The organism is Stutzerimonas sp. S1, assembly GCF_025966695.1.
GTDB lineage: Bacteria > Pseudomonadota > Gammaproteobacteria > Pseudomonadales > Pseudomonadaceae > Stutzerimonas.
Genome location: NZ_JAOEIY010000010.1, coordinates 25,645 through 44,936 on the forward strand (window position 1 = coordinate 25,645; position 19,292 = coordinate 44,936).

The 19,292-nt window shown below is 63.4% G+C and carries 14 protein-coding genes; 6 read left to right on the forward strand and 8 right to left on the reverse strand.

All coding sequences use genetic code 11. The features are described from left to right. Nucleotides 1-32 precede the first annotated feature (32 nt). The 3 genes from N8H22_RS19240 to N8H22_RS19250 form a co-directional block, all read right to left on the reverse strand. On the reverse strand, nt 33-431 hold the full coding sequence (locus N8H22_RS19240) for a GFA family protein (RefSeq protein WP_264592096.1): 399 nt from the start codon (nt 429-431) through the stop codon (nt 33-35). A gap of 52 nt (nt 432-483) precedes the next feature. Then, complete coding sequence (locus N8H22_RS19245) at nt 484-1,332, reverse strand: MoxR family ATPase (protein ID WP_264592097.1); 849 nt, start codon at nt 1,330-1,332, stop codon at nt 484-486. Between the two features lie 142 nt (nt 1,333-1,474). Then, nucleotides 1,475-2,548: a DUF748 domain-containing protein gene (locus N8H22_RS19250; protein ID WP_264592098.1), complete on the reverse strand. Its 1,074-nt coding sequence runs from the start codon at nt 2,546-2,548 to the stop codon at nt 1,475-1,477. Nucleotides 2,549-2,675: 127 nt separating this feature from the next. On the opposite strand from N8H22_RS19250, the gene cysK reads away from it, so the two are divergent. Next, nucleotides 2,676-3,650 carry a cysteine synthase A gene (gene cysK / locus N8H22_RS19255; RefSeq protein ID WP_264592099.1) on the forward strand — a complete coding sequence of 325 codons (975 nt, stop codon included), beginning with the start codon at nt 2,676-2,678 and terminating at the stop codon, nt 3,648-3,650. 70 nt (nt 3,651-3,720) lie between these two features. Here the strand turns inward: cysK and N8H22_RS19260 are convergent, their stop codons facing one another. Next, nucleotides 3,721-4,635, reverse strand: coding sequence for a DMT family transporter (locus N8H22_RS19260; RefSeq protein ID WP_264592100.1), 915 nt, complete (start codon nt 4,633-4,635; stop codon nt 3,721-3,723). A 159-nt stretch (nt 4,636-4,794) separates the two neighbouring features. Here N8H22_RS19260 and aceK point away from each other — a divergent pair, with 159 nt between their 5' ends. Next, nucleotides 4,795-6,516, forward strand: a complete 1,722-nt coding sequence (aceK, locus tag N8H22_RS19265) for a bifunctional isocitrate dehydrogenase kinase/phosphatase (RefSeq protein ID WP_264592101.1) — start codon at nt 4,795-4,797, stop codon at nt 6,514-6,516. 221 nt (nt 6,517-6,737) lie between these two features. Next, the gene (locus N8H22_RS19270) at nt 6,738-6,866 is read left to right on the forward strand and encodes a PA1414 family protein (RefSeq protein ID WP_264592102.1); all 129 of its coding nucleotides are present in this window, start codon (nt 6,738-6,740) and stop codon (nt 6,864-6,866) included. Nucleotides 6,867-6,875: 9 nt separating this feature from the next. Here the strand turns inward: N8H22_RS19270 and N8H22_RS19275 are convergent, their stop codons facing one another. Beyond that, entirely contained in the window at nt 6,876-7,547 is a 672-nt protein-coding gene (locus N8H22_RS19275) for a glutathione S-transferase (RefSeq protein ID WP_264592103.1), read from the reverse strand. Between the two features lie 89 nt (nt 7,548-7,636). On the opposite strand from N8H22_RS19275, the gene N8H22_RS19280 reads away from it, so the two are divergent. Then, nucleotides 7,637-8,233 (forward strand): DTW domain-containing protein, encoded by a 597-nt coding sequence (locus N8H22_RS19280; RefSeq protein WP_264592104.1) that lies wholly within the window; start codon nt 7,637-7,639, stop codon nt 8,231-8,233. Here the strand turns inward: N8H22_RS19280 and N8H22_RS19285 are convergent. The 3 genes from N8H22_RS19285 to N8H22_RS19295 are packed head-to-tail and all read right to left on the reverse strand — an operon-like array spanning nt 8,230 to nt 13,162. Continuing rightward, nucleotides 8,230-9,582, reverse strand: coding sequence for an HlyD family type I secretion periplasmic adaptor subunit (locus N8H22_RS19285; protein ID WP_264592105.1), 1,353 nt, complete (start codon nt 9,580-9,582; stop codon nt 8,230-8,232). The genes N8H22_RS19280 and N8H22_RS19285 overlap by 4 nt on opposite strands. A 49-nt stretch (nt 9,583-9,631) precedes the next feature. After that, nucleotides 9,632-11,782, reverse strand: a complete 2,151-nt coding sequence (locus N8H22_RS19290) for a type I secretion system permease/ATPase (protein WP_264592151.1) — start codon at nt 11,780-11,782, stop codon at nt 9,632-9,634. Nucleotides 11,783-11,809: 27 nt separating this feature from the next. Continuing rightward, nucleotides 11,810-13,162, reverse strand: coding sequence for a TolC family outer membrane protein (locus N8H22_RS19295; RefSeq protein ID WP_264592106.1), 1,353 nt, complete (start codon nt 13,160-13,162; stop codon nt 11,810-11,812). A gap of 434 nt (nt 13,163-13,596) precedes the next feature. Between N8H22_RS19295 and N8H22_RS19300 the strand changes: the two genes are divergently transcribed. Together N8H22_RS19300 and N8H22_RS19305 are read left to right on the forward strand one after the other, a co-directional pair. After that, nucleotides 13,597-18,870 (forward strand): retention module-containing protein, encoded by a 5,274-nt coding sequence (locus N8H22_RS19300; protein WP_264592107.1) that lies wholly within the window; start codon nt 13,597-13,599, stop codon nt 18,868-18,870. Nucleotides 18,871-18,931: 61 nt separating this feature from the next. Then, nucleotides 18,932-19,276 (forward strand): tryptophan synthase subunit beta, encoded by a 345-nt coding sequence (locus tag N8H22_RS19305; RefSeq protein ID WP_264592108.1) that lies wholly within the window; start codon nt 18,932-18,934, stop codon nt 19,274-19,276. Nucleotides 19,277-19,292 lie beyond the last annotated feature (16 nt).

Sequence of the window (19,292 nt, forward strand, 5' to 3'; positions counted from 1 at the left end):
CGCGCACTTGGCGGTGCGCGATGGCGATGGGGTTAAAGATCACGGTCGTGCTGGGGTAGCCCGTCGCGAATCTCGTACCAGTCGGCCTTGGAGCCGACGAAGATGTGCGATTGCGCAGGTACCGGCAGCGGCGAGTCGAGCGTGCCGGCGGCGACGCCGACCTCATGCTCGCGGTTGTCGACGAACAACAGGTTGGAGCCGCAGCGGATGCAGAAGGTACGCGTCACGTGTTCGGAGGAGTGGTAGACGCCCAGCTGGTCCTTGCCGGACATGAAGTGGAAGGCTTCCAGCGGCACGCTCGCGTAGGTGGCGAAGGCGGCGCCGTGAGCCTTGCGACACATCTTGCAGTGGCAATGGGTCAGCTCGGTGATGGGGGCGTCGATGCGGTAGCGCACGACGCCGCACAGACAACTACCGGTATGCGTTTGCATGGTTGTTCCTCCAGTGAGTGAGCGGCCGGCTCTCCCACGAGACACCGGCGGGTCAGCGGCTGCTGGCGCGGCGACTCATGAAGGCTAGACGTTCCAGCAGCATCACGTCCTGTTCGTTCTTCACCAGCGCACCGGCCAGTGGCGGAATCGCCCGGGTCGGATCGCGCTCGCGCAGCACGGCCTCGCCGATGTTGTCCGCCATCAGCAGCTTCAGCCAATCGACCAGTTCGGAGGTCGAGGGTTTCTTCTTCAGGCCCGGTACCTTGCGCACATCGAAGAACACGTCCAGCGCCTCGCTGACCAGGTCCTTCTTGATGTTCGGGTAGTGCACGTCGACGATGCGCTGCAGCGTCTCGCGATCGGGGAAGGCGATGTAATGGAAGAAGCAGCGGCGCAGGAAGGCGTCCGGTAGTTCCTTCTCGTTGTTCGAGGTGATGATGATGATCGGCCGCTGGGTGGCCTTGATGGTTTCGTTGGTCTCGTAGACGTAGAACTCCATCTTGTCGAGTTCCTGCAACAGGTCGTTGGGGAACTCGATGTCGGCCTTGTCGATCTCGTCGATCAGCAGGATCACCCGCTCGTCGCTCTCGAACGCCTCCCACAGCTTGCCTTTCTTGATGTAGTTCTTCACATCGTGGACCTTGTCCACGCCCAGCTGCGAGTCACGCAGGCGGCTCACCGCATCGTATTCGTAGAGGCCCTGGTGCGCCTTGGTGGTGGATTTGATGTGCCAGGTGATCAGCTTGGCGCCGAACGATTCGGCCAGCTGTTCGGCCAGCATGGTCTTGCCGGTGCCGGGCTCACCCTTGACCAGCAGCGGACGCTGCAGGGTGATAGCGGCGTTGACGGCAAGCTTGAGGTCGTCGGTGGCGACGTAGGACTGGGTGCCTTCGAATTTCATTGCGGATTCCTTGGGCGGGCCTGGCACGCAGGCGCTTCGTGTTGGAATTTAGGAGGCCGACTATAAGTGATGCACACCTGACTGTGAACGCGAGGCGATCATTCAGTCACTGAATGATCGCCGTTGGATGTTTCGGCCAGATTCAGCGGTCGTTATCTTCCAGCGATCGCTCGAAGCGGGCCGTGAACGCTTCAACGAAGGCGTTGCGCAGGATGGCGATGAACGCCTGGAACGGGCTGACATCGGCGTTGCGGGTGCTGCCGGAGAGTTCGATGCGCGTGGCGAACTGATCCTTCTGCTGGTTCTGCAGCACTTCCTGGCCGCCGCCGACCACGGCTTCCCAGAGGCCACGCAGCAAGCCCTTGTCTTCGTTCTCGACGTCCTGTTGGAAATTGAAGACGTCGACGTTGCGCAGCAAGGGCTTGATGTAACCGTCCAGCTGGCTGTCGGTGGCTTCGACTTCCAGCACCAGATCGCCGCTACCGCCGGCAAAGTCGAACTTGCCATAGGCACGACTGAAGTCGTTCAGTTGCTTGAGCGCGATATCCGTGGCGCGCAGGCTGAGTTCGAAATCCTCCCAGTCGGTGAACGGGTCGAAGCGCGCGCTGGCTTCGATGGGCGAGCGATTGAACAGCTTGCCGGTACCCTCGAAGGTGGCCACCCGGCTGCCTTGCGCATCGGCCGTATTGGTCAGGTTGTACAGACTGGCCTGGATGTCGCTGGCGTAGACGTGTACGGGCGGTTGCGCGGTGAAGTTGCGAAATGACAGCTGGCCATCGACCACGCGGATCTCGTTGAGCGTGATCGGCAGCAGCGCGTCGAGCTGATCGCGCCAGTCGACACCCTCACCGGTCTGCGATTCGCCCTGGTCGCCACCATCGACGAGGTTCAGCTGCGGTTGCTCGAACTCCACCTCGCCAACTACCGCGCGGTCCTGCCAGAGCGCGCGCCAGCTGATGGCGATATCGATACCCGGGGCCTTGAACAGCGGCGCCTGTACCCGTTTGTCCTTCTTCTCGATGTTCAGCCCTTCGACCCGGTAGGCGCCGCGCCACCAGGCAAGGTCGACGTCATCCACGTGCCCCTGGTAGTCGCCCATGTCGGCCATGGACTGGTTGAGGTAGTTGCGCACCAGCACGGGCAGGGCCAGGTGCAGCAGCACCAGCAGCGCAGCGAGGATGAGCAGGAGCCACAGGGGCAGGTAGCGGCGTTTCATGGCGATCCGGAATGGCTCGGGGAGGTCTTGGATGGACCTTCGGCCAGCACGGTGAGTTCGGCTGGACGTCGGCGGGGTCTGCGCATAGGCTTTCTGCCCTGGTTTTCTTCCGCGCAGGGACACACTGATGAGCCGCATCTACGCCGACAACGCACGTTCCATCGGCAACACGCCGCTGGTGATGATCAACCGTCTGGGCCCCAAGGGCGTCAGCATTCTGGCCAAGATCGAAGGCCGCAATCCCGCTTATTCGGTGAAATGCCGCATCGGCGCCGGCATGATCTGGGATGCCGAGGAGAGTGGCCGGCTCAAGCCCGGCATGACCATCGTCGAGCCGACCTCCGGCAATACCGGCATCGGCCTGGCCTTCGTGGCAGCCGCCCGTGGCTACAAGCTGATGCTGACCATGCCCGCGTCGATGAGCCTGGAGCGGCGCAAGGTGCTCAAGGCACTCGGTGCCGAGCTGGTCCTGACCGAGCCGGCCAAGGGCATGAAGGGTGCAATCGACAAGGCGACCGAGATCGCCGCCTCCGATCCTGAACGCTATTTCCTGCCGCAGCAGTTCGAGAATCCGTCGAATCCGGCGATCCACGAAAAGACCACCGGTCCGGAAATCTGGAACGACACCGACGGCGGCGTGGACGTGCTGGTCGCCGGTGTCGGCACCGGCGGCACCATCACCGGGGTGTCGCGGTTCATCAAGAACACCAAGGGCAAGCAGATCCTCAGCGTGGCGGTCGAGCCGACCAGCTCGCCGGTGATCACTCAGGCGCTGGCCGGGGAAGAGATCAAGCCCAGCCCGCACAAGATTCAGGGCATCGGCGCCGGTTTCGTGCCGAAGAACCTCGATCTGTCGCTGATCGACCGCGTCGAACTGGTGGATGACGAGGAGGCCAAGAACATGGCCCTGCGTCTGATGCGTGAGGAAGGCATCCTCTGTGGCATCTCCTGCGGCGCGGCGATGGCGGCGGCGGTGCGTATGGCCGAGCGGCCGGAAATGCAGGGCAAGAATATCGTGGTGATCCTGCCGGACTCCGGCGAGCGCTACCTGTCGACCATGCTGTTCGCCGACATGTTCAGCGAGCAGGAACTGGTGCAGTAATCCCCGGCGGCGGGCTTAGGGTGCACGCGCTTGCAGCCGGATACCCGCCCGCTTCCCTCGCGACGGGCGCTCATGTCCGTCCACCCGTTGCAGGTACCGGTGTGGCCGGCGCCTGTTTCAGGACCAGCCACAGGGCCAGCGCAATCAGCGCACCACCGTAGACATAGGCCCAGGACAGCGGCTCGCCAAGCAACAACGCGCCCCAGAAAACGCCGAATGGCGGAATGATGAAGGTGACGGTCAGCGTCTTGACCGGGCCGATATCGGCGAGCAGGCGGAAGTACAGGATGTAGGCGAAGGCGGTGCAGAGTACGCCAAGTCCGATCAGGCTGAGCCACACCGGGCTGCCGCCCCAGCTGGCAGGTGGCGCATGCAGCACCGAGAGGCCGAACAGTGGCAACAGGCAGAGCGCCGCGCCGGCCTGACTGCCGAAGGCCACCAGCTCGCTGCTGAGGCCTCCATGCTGGTTGATCCAGCGTCGCGTGAGAAACCCGCCGAGTCCGTAGCACGCGGTTGCACCGAGGCAGGCGAGGGCGCCAATCAGCAGATCGGCATCGAACGACACCGGCCCGGTGCGCGTCAGCACGATCACGCCGGCCAAGCCGCAGAGCACACCGATCACCTTGGACAGCGTCAGCTCCTCGGCGAAGAACAGCGCGCCGATCAGCACGCCCATCAGCGGGGTCGTCGCATTGAATATCGCCGAATAGCCAGCCGGCAGCAGCTGGGCGGCGAGTGCGTAGAAGGCGAACGGGATGCCCGAGTTGATGGTCCCCAGCAGCAGACACAGGCCGAGCTTGCCGCGAAAATCCCAGCGTGCCCGCAGGATCAGCAGGATCATGAGCAGCCCGAGAGTGGCCAGCAGTACGCGGAAGAAGGCGGTGGGGAAGGTCCCGAGCACCGGGGCGATCACTCGCATGAAGAGAAAACTGGCGCCCCAGATGGCGGCCAGACTGATGAGGCGGAACAGGTCGAGGGCGCGCATGCCGGTGCTCCTATCGCGGAGCGACAAGTGTTGTCGGTGCTCCGGCAACCGGCAAGCCGGAAACGACTTTCAAACTGGCGGCTTGACCATCGGCCGACTTTCCTTGCGCGGGGGCACTGGCTAAGCTCGCCGTTCCTCCCTTGCCGCAGAGATTCCCTCATGGAGCAGCAACCGGCTGCCGAAATCGCCCGGCAGATTCTTCTCGGCTTCGACGATTACCGCGAGCAGTTCCGCCTGATCACCGAAGGCGCTCGTGCGCGCTTCGAACAGGCGCAATGGCAGGAAGCCCAGCGTGCCTCGGCAGCACGGATTAACCTGTACGAGGAAAAGGTCAGCGAAACCCGCAATCATCTGTTGGCGACCTTCGACAAGGCGCCGCTGCTGCAGGTCGAATACTGGCCGCAGATCAAGAGCGCCTACATCGAGCAGATCAACCCGCGCTTCGACGATGAGTTGTCGGAAACCTGGTACAACTCGATCTTCTGTGGGCTGTTCAGTCATGACTGCATCAGTGACGGCACCATGTTCATCCACACCACCCGACCGTCGGCTCGTGCCCGCGAACGGGTCGCGCAAACCCGAAGCTACCTGCCCAGGGGGGATCTTGCCGGAGTGCTGGAGCAGATACTCGATGACTTCGCCTTCAGCGTGCCCTACGTCGATCGTGTCGGCGATCTGCGCCGCCTGCTGACGCAGCTCAACGACTCCCTGCCGGACTGGGTCTGCAAGGATCCTGAACTGACCATCGAACTGTTCGCCTCGGTGCTCTATCGCAACAAGGGCGCCTATCTGATCGGCCGCATCTTCACCCGCGACGAGCAGTGGCCGCTGGCGATTCCGCTGCTGCACCGCGAAGGCGAGGGCATCGTCGCCGATGCGTTGATCACCGACGAGGCGGAAGTCTCGATCATCTTCTCCTTCACCCGTTCGTATTTCATGGTGGAAGTGCCGATCCCCGCGGAGTTCATCGGCTTTCTCAAACGCATCCTGCCGGGCAAGCACATCGCCGAACTCTATACCTCGATCGGCTTCTACAAGCACGGCAAGTCGGAGTTCTACCGTGCGCTGATCAACCACCTGGCCAGCACGGACGACCGTTTCATCATGGCGCCGGGTGTGCGCGGGATGGTGATGAGCGTGTTCACGCTGCCTGGCTTCAACACCGTGTTCAAGATCATCAAGGACCGCTTCTCGCCGACCAAGAACGTCGATCATTCCACGGTGGTGGAGAAGTACCGTCTGGTGAAGAGCGTCGACCGGGTGGGGCGCATGGCCGACACTCAGGAGTTCGCCGATTTCCGCTTTCCCACCTCCAAGTTCGATCCCGATTGCCTGGCCGAACTGCTGGAGGTCGCGCCCTCGACTGTCGAGGTCCAGGGCGACACCGTGCTGGTGCGCCATTGCTGGACAGAGCGGCGTATGATGCCGCTGAACATCTACCTGGAAAATGCCAGCGAGCAGCAGCGGCTCGAAGCGCTGGAGGATTATGGCCTGGCGATCAAGCAGCTGGCGGCGGCCAATATCTTTCCTGGCGACATGCTGCTGAAGAATTTCGGCGTCACCCGCCACGGCCGGGTGGTGTTCTATGACTACGACGAGATCTGCTTCCTCACCGAGGTGAACTTCCGCCACATCCCGCCGCCGCGTTATCCGGAGGACGAGATGGCGTCCGAACCGTGGTATTCGGTGGGGCCCAACGACGTGTTCCCGGAAGAGTTTCCGCGTTTTCTCTTCGCCGATCTCAACCTGCGTCGTCAGTTCGCCCGTTTGCACGGCGAGCTGTATGACGCCGACTACTGGAAGAGCCTGCAGGACGCCATTCGTACCGGCAAAGTCATCGACGTATTCCCTTACCGGCGCAAGGGCGAAGCCAGCCACTGAACTCGCCACAGCAGCACCTGCGGCGGACGCGTGGCACGGGGAAGGATGAACGGTCCACGCTACCGCTGGTCGCAATTGAAAAGGCCGGTAAAACAATATCGGCGTCGTGTTGGCCCATGAGCGCAGCGAGTCCGGGCGCCGGCGGGCAACTTGGCTTATGCTCAACCATGAAGCCCAGCATGGCTGCGCTGTGACCCGTTGATAAGCAGGAGGGTTCGACCATGAAAGCACGGCTCAATTACGTGATGTGGAGGCTGGCGGTTGCCCTCGGGCTGATCGAAGCACCACGCATGCAGCCGATCCGGGTGCCTACCGAGCGTACGGACGCATCGCGACCGCGCCGGCGCTGAGCTCAGGCGTCACCGCCCGGGTATTGGTGGTCCGCCGCGCTCTACTGCCCGCTGGTATGCAGGACGCGTGCGGATTCGCTCTAGATAGTCCATCAGCCGGGGCCGGCTTCCATCCAACCCCGCCCGAGCCGCTGCGGCCTCGATGGGATAGCTCAGTTGGATATCCGCGGCGCTGAACGTGTCGCCGGCGAACCAGTGACTTTTGCCCAGTTCATCTTCCAGATAGTCCAGATGCAGCTTGAGCTGCGGTCCGATGAACGCCTTGTTGGCCTGGCTCGCTATCGCACGTGCTATGGGCCGCGCGAAGAAAGGCATGGGCGCATTGGCGACCCGATCGAAGACGAGCTTGAGTAACAGCGGTGGCATTGCCGAGCCCTCGGCGTAGTGCATCCAGTAGCGGTAGCGCAGGTGGGCGGGCGATCCCGCAGCCGGACGCAGTTGGCCATCGCCATGGGCATCGAGCAGGTATTCGAGAATTGCAGCGGACTCGGCGACGGTCTGCTCGCCGTCGGTAATCACCGGCGATTTGCCCAGCGGATGAACAGTCTTCAATTCTGCCGGTGCGAGTAGTGTCTTCGGATCGCGTGCATAGCGTTTGAGTTCGTAGGGAACGTCCAGCTCTTCGAGCAGCCAGAGCACCCGGTGGGAGCGCGAATGCTCCAGATGATGCACCGTGACCATGAGATTTCCTTGTGGGATTGGCGGCAGCAAGCATAGTCGCTCTGCCGATGTCCGCCCGCTTGTGGCAGACTCCGCCGCCGAGGTGAACCATGTCGCGTCCGTTCTGCTCCCGTTGCCAGCGCCCGCAAGCCCAGTGTCTGTGCCCGTTGATCCCGTCGCTCGAAAGTCGCACGCAGGTGCTGATCCTGCAGCACCCGAGCGAGGCACAGCATGCCTTGAACACCGCGCGGTTGGTTGCGCTGGGGCTGCGCCACGCCGAGCTGCGCATCGGCGAGATCTTTGCCGAACCTGGCGACGAGTCGCTCTGCAACTTTCTGTTGTTTCCGGGAGAGGGCGCGATCTCGCTGACCGAACTGGCTGAGACGCAACAGCCGCTACGTCTGATCGTTCCGGACGGCACCTGGCGCAAGGCGCGCAAGCTGCTGCACGTGAATCCGTGGCTGGCGGCGCTGCCAAGGGTGGCACTGCCGCCGGGGCTGGTCTCGCGTTACCGCCTGCGCAAGGCCCCTGCGGCTGGTGCGCTGTCGACTATCGAAGCCGTGGTCACCGCGCTGAACCTGCTGGAAAGCACGCAGCGCTTCGACGCCTTGCTCAAACCTTTCGAGGCGTTGATCGAGGGGCAGATTGCGGCAATGGGCGAGGAGGTCTATCGGCGCAATCACGGTGAAGGCGAGGCGCTGCGCTAGCGTTCGCGCAGTGCCTCGTAACGGGCCTTGAGTACCGGCTTGAGCATATAGTCGAGCACACTCTTGTGGCCGGTGATGATGTCCACGGTGGCGACCATGCCGGGGATGATCACCAGGGGATGCTCCTTGGAGCCCAGGTAGTTCTTGTCGGTGCGAACCTGGATCAGATAGAAGCTGCGGCCTTCGCGGTCGGTGATGGTGTCGGCGCTGATCAGCTCCAGGTTCGCTGCCAGGCCGCCGTAGATGGTGTAGTCGTAGGCGCTGAATTTCACCATGGCGCGCTGGCCAGGATGCAGGAAGGCAATGTCCTGCGGGCGCACGCGCGCCTCGATCAGCAGGTTGTCTTCTAGCGGGACGATCTCCAGCAGGTTGCTGCCCGGCTGCACCACGCCGCCGATGGTATTCACGTTCAGCTGCTTGATCACGCCATGCACCGGCGAGACGACGGAGGTGCGGCTGACGCGGTCCTGAATTGCCACGCTGGTGGCGGTGATCTTCTGCAGGTGCGTGCGGGCCTCATTCAGTTCCTTGAAGGCCTCGGCGCGGAAGGCCAGCTCGGACTGCTCGATGCGGCTCTGGATTTCCTTCGCGGCGGCCTCGGCGCGCGGCAGGGCGAGGGTGGTTGCATCCAGCGCGCCGCGTACGTCCACCATGCTGCGGCGCAGGCGCAGGATCTCCACTTCCGATACCGCGCCGGCGGCCACCAGCGGGCTGGACATGTTCAGCTCCTGCTGGATCAGCCCGAGGCTGGAACGATACTGCTGCTGCTTGGAGCGAAATTCCGCCACTTCCTGCTGCTTCTGCGCCAGTTGCTCGCGCAGGATGCTCTGCTCGCTCTGCAGGCGCTGCTGGCGCGACTGATAGAGCGCCATCTGATCCTCGGCCAGCTGCGGCTGGGCGCGCGTGATTGCCTCCGAGAGCACCAGTGGCGTGCCTTCTGCCTCCGCGGTGAGCCGCTCGACGTGGGCCTGCAGGGCGAGGCGCTCGACTTCCGACTCCTCCTGATTGGAGAGGAAACGGGTGTCGTCCAGACGCAGCAGCATGTCGCCCTTGTTCACCACCTGGCCTTCACGAACGAAGATTTCCGCGACGATTCCGCCCTCCAGATTCTGGATCGTCTGGATCTTGCTCGAGGGAATCGCCTTGCCTTCACCGGTGGTGACCTCGTCGAGCACGGCGAAATGCGCCCAAGTGAGGCCGGCGGCGAGCAGCAGTGCCACCAGCCAGACCGTCAGCCGGGTGGGCCAGGGCGAATCCTCGAGGATCGCGCCCTGGATGGTGGGCATGTACTCGATGTCTTCTTTGGCGCGGGCAGTTCTGGCGAAGTAGACCCAGGGGAGAAATGTCATGCCGGGACTCCGGAAACCAACGGGTGACGAAACTTCATGTGTCTTTCGCTCATACCGAAGCCTGGCCGATATGGCCTCTGCGCAGCGCTTCGATCACCGCGGCCTTCGGCCCATCGGCGACGACATGGCCGTTGTCCAGAACGATCAGCCGTTCGACCAGACTGAGCATCGACATGCGGTGGGTGATCAGCAGTACTGTCTTGCCCTGCGTCCAGCTTTGCAGGTGCAGGCGCAGGGCATCCTCGGTGCTGTTGTCCATGGCGCTGGTCGGCTCATCGAGCAGCAGGATCGGCGGGTCGAGCAGTAGCGCACGGGCCATCAGCACCAGCTGACGCTGGCCGCCAGACAGGAGCTGGCCACGTTCGCCCAGGGGCCGGTCGAAACCCAGCGGATGCTGGCGCGCCAGTTCATGTGCGCCGGTGAGCGTCGCGACTTCCAGCATGCGTTCATCGGTGACGTAGCGGGCACCGAGGGTCAGGTTGTCGCGCAGACTGCCGGCCAGTAGCGGCATGTCGTGGGAGACATAGCCGACCTGGCTGCGCAGGTCGGCGACGTCGATCTGCCGCAGATCCAGGCCGTCGAGCAGAATCTGCCCTTCGTTGGGCGTGTGCAGCCCCATGATCAGCCGGGCCAGTGTGCTCTTGCCCGAGCCGCTGCGACCGATGATCGCGACCCGCTCGCCGGGGGCGATGTGCAGGTTGATCCCGCGCAGTGATGGTGTGCTGAGGCCGGGATAGGTGAAGCTGAGCTGGCTGATGTCCAGCGCGCCTTTCAAGCGCGTGCGCTCCAGCGGGCGCTGACGCTCTCGGCGTTCTTGCGGCAATGCCATCAGCGCATCGGTGCTCTTCATGGTCAGTCGCGCCTGCTGCAGGCGGGTGATCAGGCTGGCGATCTGCCCCAGCGGCGAGAGCACGCGACTGCCGAGCATGTAGCAGGCCACCAGGGCACCGACGCTGAGCTGGCCGGCGATGATCAGGTAAACGCCGCCGACGATGGTCGCCATGCCGGCGAACTGCTGCAGGAACAGCGTGCCGTTGATGGCGATGGCCGAGAGCAGCCGCGCATGGCTGTCCAGGCGGGTGAGGGCGCCGTGGGTGCTTTCCCAGCGATGCTGGCGCTCGCTTTCGGCGCCGCAGACCTTCAGCGTCTCCAGTCCGCCGAGGGTTTCCACCAGCAGTGCCTGACGCTCGGCGGCCAGGGCCAGACTCTTCTGCACGGTGTCGCGAAGACGCGTCTGGATGATGAAGGCGAAGAGGGCGGTGATCGGGAAGGCGAGTAGTGGAATCACTACCAGCCAGCCACCGATCAGGCCGATCACCATGATGATCAGCAGAGCGAAGGGCAGATCGATCAGGCTGGTGAGCGTGACGGCGGTGAGAAAGTCGCGCAGGCCCTGAAAGTCATGAATGCTCTGGGCGAATCCCCCGACGGTGGCCGGTCGAGCGCTCATGTTCATGCCGGTGATGCGTTCGAACAACGTGGCAGAGAGCACCATGTCGGTCTTTTTTCCGGCGGTGTCCAGCAAGTGGGCACGCAGGATGCGCAGCAGCAATTCGAACGAGGTGCCGATGAACAGGCCGATGGCGAGCACCCAGAGCGTGGCGGTGGCCTGATTGGGCACCACCCGGTCGTAGGTCTGCATGACGAACAGCGGCACCATCAGCCCGAGGATGTTGACCAGCAGCGACGCCAGCATCGCGTCGGCGTACAGCCAGCGCGACAGCTTCAGCGTATCGCGAAACCAGGCGTGGACTCGCGGCAGCAGCGGGTTGCGCGCTTCCTCCAGTTCATGACGCGGGCGCGCGAAGAAGGCCTGGCCGCTGTATTCCGCGTCCAGCGCAGCAATGTCGACCCATTGTTCGCCACCGTCTGCTTCACAGGGCAGGATCAGCGCCTTGTGCTCGTTCCCCCACTTGCTGAGCACGGCACTACGGCCGTCCTTCAGCAGCAACAGTACCGGCAGGTTGAGCGCGGAGATCGAGCCCAGCTTGCGCTTGAGCACGCGCCCCTGCAGCCCCGCGCGCGCTGCCGCACGGGGAAGCAGCGCCGCCGACAGTCGCTGCTCGGGCATCGGCAGACCGGCGCTCAGGCTGGCGCGGCTGGCCACGCAGCCGTGCTGCTTGCACAGGATCAGCAGACCATCCAGCAGCGGATCGTCGTGGCTGAGCCTCGGGTCACTCGAAGGTGCTACCCGCTCCATCGTCGTCAAATTGCGTGCTCCAGGCGATTAGCGAAGATCGGGCAGCTGCGCTTCGCTCTTCACTTCCGTAAGCGCGGTGGCCTCGGCTGGAATCACGACGTTCTTCATGCGCAGCAGATCGCCCATCGCGGCTACCACGCGGTACATCGAGTATTCCTCGGTGTAGCGCACGTCGGTGTAGCGACGGTTTGCGGTGAACAGCTCGTTCTCACTGTCCAGCAGGTCGAGCAGGGTGCGTTGGCCCAGGCCGAACTGCTGCTGGTAGGCCTGGCGGACGTTGTTGGTGTAATCGGCGTACTCACGTGCCTTTGGCGTCTGCAGCCGCGCATTTTCCATGGCGTTCCAGGCCAGCGAGAGGTTCTCGTTCAGCTGACGCAGGGCATTGTTGCGAATGTCCATGGCCTGGTTGATCTGGTGTGAGGTGGCGCGCAGCCGGGCCTTGTCACGATTGCCGTTGAACAGGTTGTAATTCATCACCACCGCCGCACGCCACTTGTTGTAGTGGCCTTCTTCGCCGCTGATGTTGTCATTGGCCATGGTGGCGAGCTCGACATCGAAGCGCGGGTAGAACGGCGACTTGGCGATCTCGTACTGCTTCTCGGCGGCGTTGACATCCGCCTGCGCGGATTTCAGGTACGGGTTGTTCGCGACTACCCGCTGGCGGGCTTCCAGCAAGTCTCCCGGCATCTCGCCCTTGAGTGACGCGGGTGTTTCCAGCTCGTCGGGCATGCGACCCACCACGCTGACAAAATTGGCCTCGGCATCCGCCAGGTTCACCTGCTCGGTGTACAGGTTGTTCTCGGCGAGGGCGCGACGCGCCTCGGACTGATCTGCATCGGCGGCGCTGCCGACGCCACGCTGGCGGCGCAGGCCGATCTGGTCATTGATCCGCAGGTGAGCCTTCAGGTTGTTTTCGGCCAGGGCGACCATCTCGCGACGCTTCAAAACCTCCAGATAAACCTGCGCAGTACGCAGCGCGAGACTTTCCGTCGTGCCGAGCACCTGATAGGCGCGAGCATTGACGACGGCTTCGGTGCGATCGACTTCGTTGGGCGTGTTGAACCCATCGAACAGCATCTGACGCAGGCGCAGCTCCGCGTTGCGCGCATTGAGCGTCTCGGAGTGGCTGTCACCGACGCGAGTGCTTGGGCTGTCCGTATTTTCCCGCCCATAGGCCAGCAGCATGTCCACGGTCGGCAGATACCCGCCCTTGGCCATCTTGGCCTGCTCATCGGCAGTCAACCGGCTGTTGATATCCGCACGCAGCTCCGGGTGGTTGGTAAGGGTGCTCTGAATGGCTTCGGTAAGGTTCATGGCCTGGGCTTCGGAACAGGCCATGGCGATCAGCATCGCGCTCCAGAGGGGGGTCAGTTTTCGCATTTTCGTGCCCTACCTGTTTGTCTGGTTAAGGTGTCAGTCATATATAAAGTTAATAACTAGCGCGTCTGTCACGTAATTAATCCTGCCGTGCTCTTAATGAGTATAAGCAGAACCTTTCAGGCTTCCGATATAAAAAATTCTCCTACCAAAGTTTCGTTGATAGCGAATTGATATCTAGTGTATCCCGCATGAACAGGGCGTTTTATTGATCATGGTCAGTGTATGAATTTTTTTATCGGCTAGCGTGAAGGTGAAAGAATCAGTGCTACGGTATTAATTAGATGCAGCGAATACTGGCTGACGAACGGGATCGCCCGATGAGCTGAATAATAGTTTTTGTATATAAGAAACTGAATCTTGAAAGCAAAGTGCCACTAGCTGTCCGCGGTGACGGCGGCTCGTGCTGTTAGCCGCAAAGGCGATTCGGAGGAAACATGGCCAAGTTGATCGGTACCGTCAGGCAGGTTGTGGGCGAGGCGTTCGTTATCGGCGAGAACGGCGTGCGGCGGCTGCTAATCGAAGGGGATCGCCTGTATGCCGGCGACCGTGTGATCACCGGTGCCGGTGGTGCGGTGGATGTCGATCTGGTCGGCAGCGGCGAGCTGATGCTCGGGCGCGAATCCGATCTGCTGCTGGACGAGCAGCTGCTGGTGGCCGCCGAGGGTGGTACGGAGGCGGCACCTGCCGTAGCGTCAGCCGCCGAACTGGCTGATGTCGAAGCGTTGCAACGCGCCATCGCCGCCGGCGAGGACCCCACCCTTGTCGCGCCTGCCACTGCAGCGGGTCCGGCTGCCGGTGGTGGTGGCGCGGCGGGTGGTGGCAATTCCTTCGTGCTGCTGAACGAGGTCGGGGGAGCGATCGATCCGAGCATCGGTTTCCCGACCCAGGGGCTGGCCGGCGTTCCGGAGTTTCCCGAGCCGGAAGTGGCGCGCGCGGAGGAGACATCCGCGCCAGTGGACGGCGTTCCACTGGCCATCGATGACCTGTTTGGCATTGATGAGGACGCGCCGAGCGTGGAAGGAAATGTGTTGAGCAATGACCAACCAGGCGCGGACGGTGGAATCCGTGTCGTTACGGCCGGTACCAGCGCCGGCACCTACGGTCAGTTGACGCTCAATGCCGATGGTAGCTTCAGTTACACGCTCGACAACGAGCTGCCCGCGGTACAGGGCCTGGACGACGGCGAAACCCTCACCGAAACCTTCAGCTACACCATGCAGGATGCCGACGGCGATCCTTCCAGCGCGACGCTGACCATCACCATCACCGGCAGCAACGACGGCCCGACCCTGAGCCTGGTGGCCACCGACAGCCTCGTCGAAGAAGCCGGGCTGAGCAGCGGCTCGGCCGCCGGCGATGCTGGCGAGTTCGCCTCCGGCAGCTTCACCCTGGCCGACACCGATGGCCTGGACGACCTGCAGAGCGTGACCATCAACGGCAAGACCGTGGCGATTGGTGACCTGCAGGACGAGACCTTCGCCGGCGCCCACGGCACCCTGACCATCACCGCCTACAACGCCGCCACCGGCGTGGCGAACTACACCTACGAACTGACCGAAGCGACCACCGATGGCGCCGGTACCGAGACCGACAGCTTCAGCCTCAGCGTGACCGACGGCACCGGCAGCTCGACCCCGGCCAGCCTGGTCATCGAAATCGTCGACGACGTCCCACAGGCCGTGGCCGACAGCGCCAGCGTGGGCGAGGACAGCGTCGCTGCCATCACCGGCAACGTGCTGAGCAACGACCTGCACGCCAACGACCAACCGGGCGCCGACACCCCGAACAGCTTCGTCAACTGGACCAGCACCACGGCGGCACACGGCACCTTCACCGACCTGGGCGGCGGCAACTACAGCTACCTGATCAACCCGAACGATGCCGCGGTGCAAGGCCTGGACGACGGCGAAACCCTCACCGAAACCTTCAGCTACACCATGCAGGATGCCGACGGCGATCCGTCCAGCGCGACGCTGACCATCACCATCACCGGCAACAACGACGGCCCGACCCTGAGCCTGGTGGCCACCGACAGCCTCGTCGAAGAAGCCGGGCTGAGCAGCGGCTCGGCCGCCGGCGATGCTGGCGAGTTCGCCTCCGGCAGCTTCACCCTGGCCGACACCGATGGCCTGGACGACCTGCAGAGCGTGACCATCAACGGCAAGACCGTGGCGATTGGTGACCTGCAGGACGAGACCTTCGCCGGCGCCCACGGCACCCTGACCATCACCGCCTACAACGCCGCCACCGGCGTGGCGAACTACACCTACGAACTGACCGAAGCGACCACCGATGGCGCCGGTACCGAGACCGACAGCTTCAGCCTCAGCGTGACCGACGGCACCGGCAGCTCGACCCCGGCCAGCCTGGTCATCGAAATCGTCGACGACGTCCCGCAGGCCGTGGCCGACAGCGCCAGCGTGGGCGAGGACAGCGTCGCTGCCATCACCGGCAACGTGCTGACCAACGACCTGCACGCCAACGACCAACCGGGTGCCGACACCCCGAACAGCTTCGTCAACTGGACCAGCACCACGGCGGCGCACGGCACCTTCACCGACCTGGGCGGCGGCAACTACAGCTACCTGATCAACCCGAACGATGCCGCGGTGCAAGGTCTGGATGACGGCGAAACCCTCACCGAAACCTTCACCTACACCATGCAGGATGCCGACGGCGATCCGTCCAGCGCGACGCTGACCATCACCATCACCGGCAGCAACGACGGCCCGACCCTGAGCCTGGCCGCCACCGACAGCCTCGTCGAAGAAGCCGGGCTGAGCAGCGGCTCGGCCGCCGGCGATGCTGGCGAGTTCGCCTCCGGCAGCTTCACCCTGGCCGACACCGATGGCCTGGACGACCTGCAGAGCGTGACCATCAACGGCAAGACCGTGGCGATTGGTGACCTGCAGGACGAGACCTTCGCCGGCGCCCACGGCACCCTGACCATCACCGCCTACAACGCCGCCACCGGCGTGGCGAACTACACCTACGAACTGACCGAAGCGACCACCGATGGCGCCGGTACCGAGACCGACAGCTTCAGCCTCAGCGTGACCGACGGCACCGGCAGCTCGACCCCGGCCAGCCTGGTCATCGAAATCGTCGACGACGTCCCGCAGGCCGTGGCCGACAGCGCCAGCGTGGGCGAGGACAGCGTCGCTGCCATCACCGGCAACGTGCTGAGCAACGACCTGCACGCCAACGACCAACCGGGCGCCGACACCCCGAACAGCTTCGTCAACTGGACCAGCACCACGGCGGCACACGGCACCTTCACCGACCTGGGCGGCGGCAACTACAGCTACCTGATCAACCCGAACGATGCCGCGGTGCAAGGCCTGGACGACGGCGAAACCCTCACCGAAACCTTCAGCTACACCATGCAGGATGCCGACGGCGATCCGTCCAGCGCGACGCTGACCATCACCATCACCGGCAACAACGACGGCCCGACCCTGAGCCTGGTGGCCACCGACAGCCTCGTCGAAGAAGCCGGGCTGAGCAGCGGCTCGGCCGCCGGCGATGCTGGCGAGTTCGCCTCCGGCAGCTTCACCCTGGCCGACACCGATGGCCTGGACGACCTGCAGAGCGTGACCATCAACGGCAAGACCGTGAACATCGCGAATCTGCTTGGCAGCAGCTTCGCGGGTGCTTATGGCACCCTGACGGTCATTGGCTATGACAGTGACACCGGGGTGGCCAGCTATCAGTATCAACTGACCGATGCCACGCAGGATCTGGCGGGGCAGGAGGCTGATACGTTCTCGGTCAGCGTTTCGGATGGTCTTGCCAGCGCATCGAGCGATCTGGTGATCGGTGTCGTCGATGATCTCCCTGCGCTCGGAGCCTTCGTCGCCGCGACGATCCCCAACGAGGTCGGCACGGTCAACGGCACCTTCGCCGTCGTGCCCGGGGCAGACGGGGTGGGCGAATTCCAGATCACCGGCCCGGCGATCTCGGGCTTGACCTATTCGCCCGTCGTGCACAACTACGACGGCTCAGGGCAGTTCGTCAGCTCCACCATTACAGCGCTTACGAGCACGAACGAGACGGTCTTCACGCTGACGGTCAATGCGGACGGCACCTATACGTTCGCGCTTCTTCAGCCGGAGGCTTCCACCGAGCAGACGTATGCGCTGAATGATCTGACGTCCGGCCACAATCCGTACTTCGCCGAGACCTCGGATGGTTTGATCGAGTTCAGCAGCACCACCGGTGCAATCAACTCATCGACGCCGGGTTTCGGGATCAACGACCAGTTCTTCGCGCGTGGCGAGCAGTTCATGATGGAGTTCCACTCCAGCGGGACAGCGGGCAATGACTGGCCGACGACCAATATTCGGCTGGTCGATCAGGTAGTGCTGGAAAACAACTCGGTCAAGGGCTCCCTGAATGTGGCCTGGACTGCCTACAACTCGCTGACTGGCCAGACTGAAAACGGCTCTGTGGTGATAGCAGCGGGGGATGTGGAGACGGTTATCAACCCGACCATCAGCTTCAACCAGCTGAACCTGTTCGGAGTGTCCGGCAATGGCAAGGTGCGCTTCTCGACCACGACGATCAGCACAACCGTGCTTCCGCAAGATCAGGATCTGGCATTCGACATCGTTGCCGTCGACGGCGATGGTGATCCCAGCTCGTCATCGACGCTCAATGTGCACGTGGTTGGCGAGGAAACGACGACCAGCTTCCTGCTCAACGGCTCGGCCGTCGACGATGTCATTGCCGCAAGCAGTCTGAGTGACTCCATCGTTGGCGGTGCGGGGTTTGATGTCGTCGATTACAGCGACGATACCGCAGGTGTCGTGGCCAGCCTGGCGGCCGGGACTGGCGCATATGGCACTGCGGCTGGCGACAGCTACACAGGTATCGAGGGTCTCATCGGTGGTTCCGGTGATGACACGCTGACCGGCGACACATCCAACAACTACCTGGCCGGCAATGCGGGCAACGACTCTCTGGTTGGCGGCAGCGGCAACGATGTCCTGGTAGGCGGTAGCGGTGATGATTCACTCATTGGTGGTCTTGGCAATGATGTGCTGATCGGCGGAGCCGGCGCGGATGAGCTGGATGGCGGCGCCGGCATGGATATCGCCGACTACAGTGCCGACGAGATCGGCGTCACCGTGAACCTCGCAACTGGCACGGGCGCTGGCGGCCTGGCGGCCGGCGATACCTATATCGACATCGAGGGCGTGGTAGGGGGCAGTGGTAACGACCAGCTGACCGGCAATGCGCAGGCGAATTACCTGGAGGGCGGCGCGGGCGACGACATTCTCGGTGGCGGCGCCGGAGACGATATTCTGGTTGGCGGCGATGGCGAGGACATCCTGTTCGGTGGCCTGGGTGACGACTCGATGACTGGCGGTGCCGGTCGTGACAGCTTCGTCTGGCGTATGGGTGACAACGGCAGCGATACCATCAGCGACTTCCATATCGATCCATCCGGCGCCACATCTGACGTGCTCGATCTGTCGGAATTGCTGGCGGGGGTGGATTCCGATGGCGCGACGCTGGACAGCTACCTCACCTTTGCTTTCGGTGACAGTACGACCATCTCGGTTAGCCTGACACCCGGTGGCGAACCCGTGCAGGACATCACCTTGGCCGGTGTGGATCTGTCCGTGTTGTACGGTACGACCGACGAGGCCGCGGTGATCGACAGCCTGATCGCCGACAATGCCCTCAAGGTCGACAATACCTGAGCCTGACTGCTCAAGCCCGCCACTCGCGAGGGTGGCGGGCTCGCTTATTTGAGGAATTTGTATGCTCTATATCGAGCGAGACCGCGGCGGACAGCTCCAGCGTGTCGAAGCGGAGCCTTTCGAAGGCATGACCGGAACGATGCTGGCCGACAGCGACGAGGCGCTGAGCTGGCTCGCGGCGCAGAATGATGAGCACGCACAGCGGGTCGGCCTGCAGGCCTCCGACCTGGAGATGGTGCGGGTGCTGGAAGACCTCATCAGTGTGCTGATCGATCGTGGCGTTATCCGTTTCACGGATCTGCCGGAGGCGGCCCAGCGCAAGCTACGTGCGCGTCAGCAGACGCGGGCTAGGCTCGGCGGCTTGGGCGGCCTGCTCGGCGACGATGACGAGCAGCCGTTGCTCTAACGTTCACTGCGCAGCC

What these genes read in the sequence shown, in the direction of transcription:
- N8H22_RS19240 (WP_264592096.1), bottom strand. Translation starts at nt 431, where the DNA reads ATGCAAACGCATACCGGTAGTTGTCTGTGCGGCGTCGTGCGCTACCGC.
- N8H22_RS19245 (WP_264592097.1), bottom strand. Translation starts at nt 1,332, where the DNA reads ATGAAATTCGAAGGCACCCAGTCCTACGTCGCCACCGACGACCTCAAG.
- N8H22_RS19250 (WP_264592098.1), bottom strand. Translation starts at nt 2,548, where the DNA reads ATGAAACGCCGCTACCTGCCCCTGTGGCTCCTGCTCATCCTCGCTGCG.
- cysK (WP_264592099.1), top strand. Translation starts at nt 2,676, where the DNA reads ATGAGCCGCATCTACGCCGACAACGCACGTTCCATCGGCAACACGCCG.
- N8H22_RS19260 (WP_264592100.1), bottom strand. Translation starts at nt 4,635, where the DNA reads ATGCGCGCCCTCGACCTGTTCCGCCTCATCAGTCTGGCCGCCATCTGG.
- aceK (WP_264592101.1), top strand. Translation starts at nt 4,795, where the DNA reads ATGGAGCAGCAACCGGCTGCCGAAATCGCCCGGCAGATTCTTCTCGGC.
- N8H22_RS19270 (WP_264592102.1), top strand. Translation starts at nt 6,738, where the DNA reads ATGAAAGCACGGCTCAATTACGTGATGTGGAGGCTGGCGGTTGCCCTC.
- N8H22_RS19275 (WP_264592103.1), bottom strand. Translation starts at nt 7,547, where the DNA reads ATGGTCACGGTGCATCATCTGGAGCATTCGCGCTCCCACCGGGTGCTC.
- N8H22_RS19280 (WP_264592104.1), top strand. Translation starts at nt 7,637, where the DNA reads ATGTCGCGTCCGTTCTGCTCCCGTTGCCAGCGCCCGCAAGCCCAGTGT.
- N8H22_RS19285 (WP_264592105.1), bottom strand. Translation starts at nt 9,582, where the DNA reads ATGACATTTCTCCCCTGGGTCTACTTCGCCAGAACTGCCCGCGCCAAA.
- N8H22_RS19290 (WP_264592151.1), bottom strand. Translation starts at nt 11,782, where the DNA reads ATGGAGCGGGTAGCACCTTCGAGTGACCCGAGGCTCAGCCACGACGAT.
- N8H22_RS19295 (WP_264592106.1), bottom strand. Translation starts at nt 13,162, where the DNA reads ATGCGAAAACTGACCCCCCTCTGGAGCGCGATGCTGATCGCCATGGCC.
- N8H22_RS19300 (WP_264592107.1), top strand. Translation starts at nt 13,597, where the DNA reads ATGGCCAAGTTGATCGGTACCGTCAGGCAGGTTGTGGGCGAGGCGTTC.
- N8H22_RS19305 (WP_264592108.1), top strand. Translation starts at nt 18,932, where the DNA reads ATGCTCTATATCGAGCGAGACCGCGGCGGACAGCTCCAGCGTGTCGAA.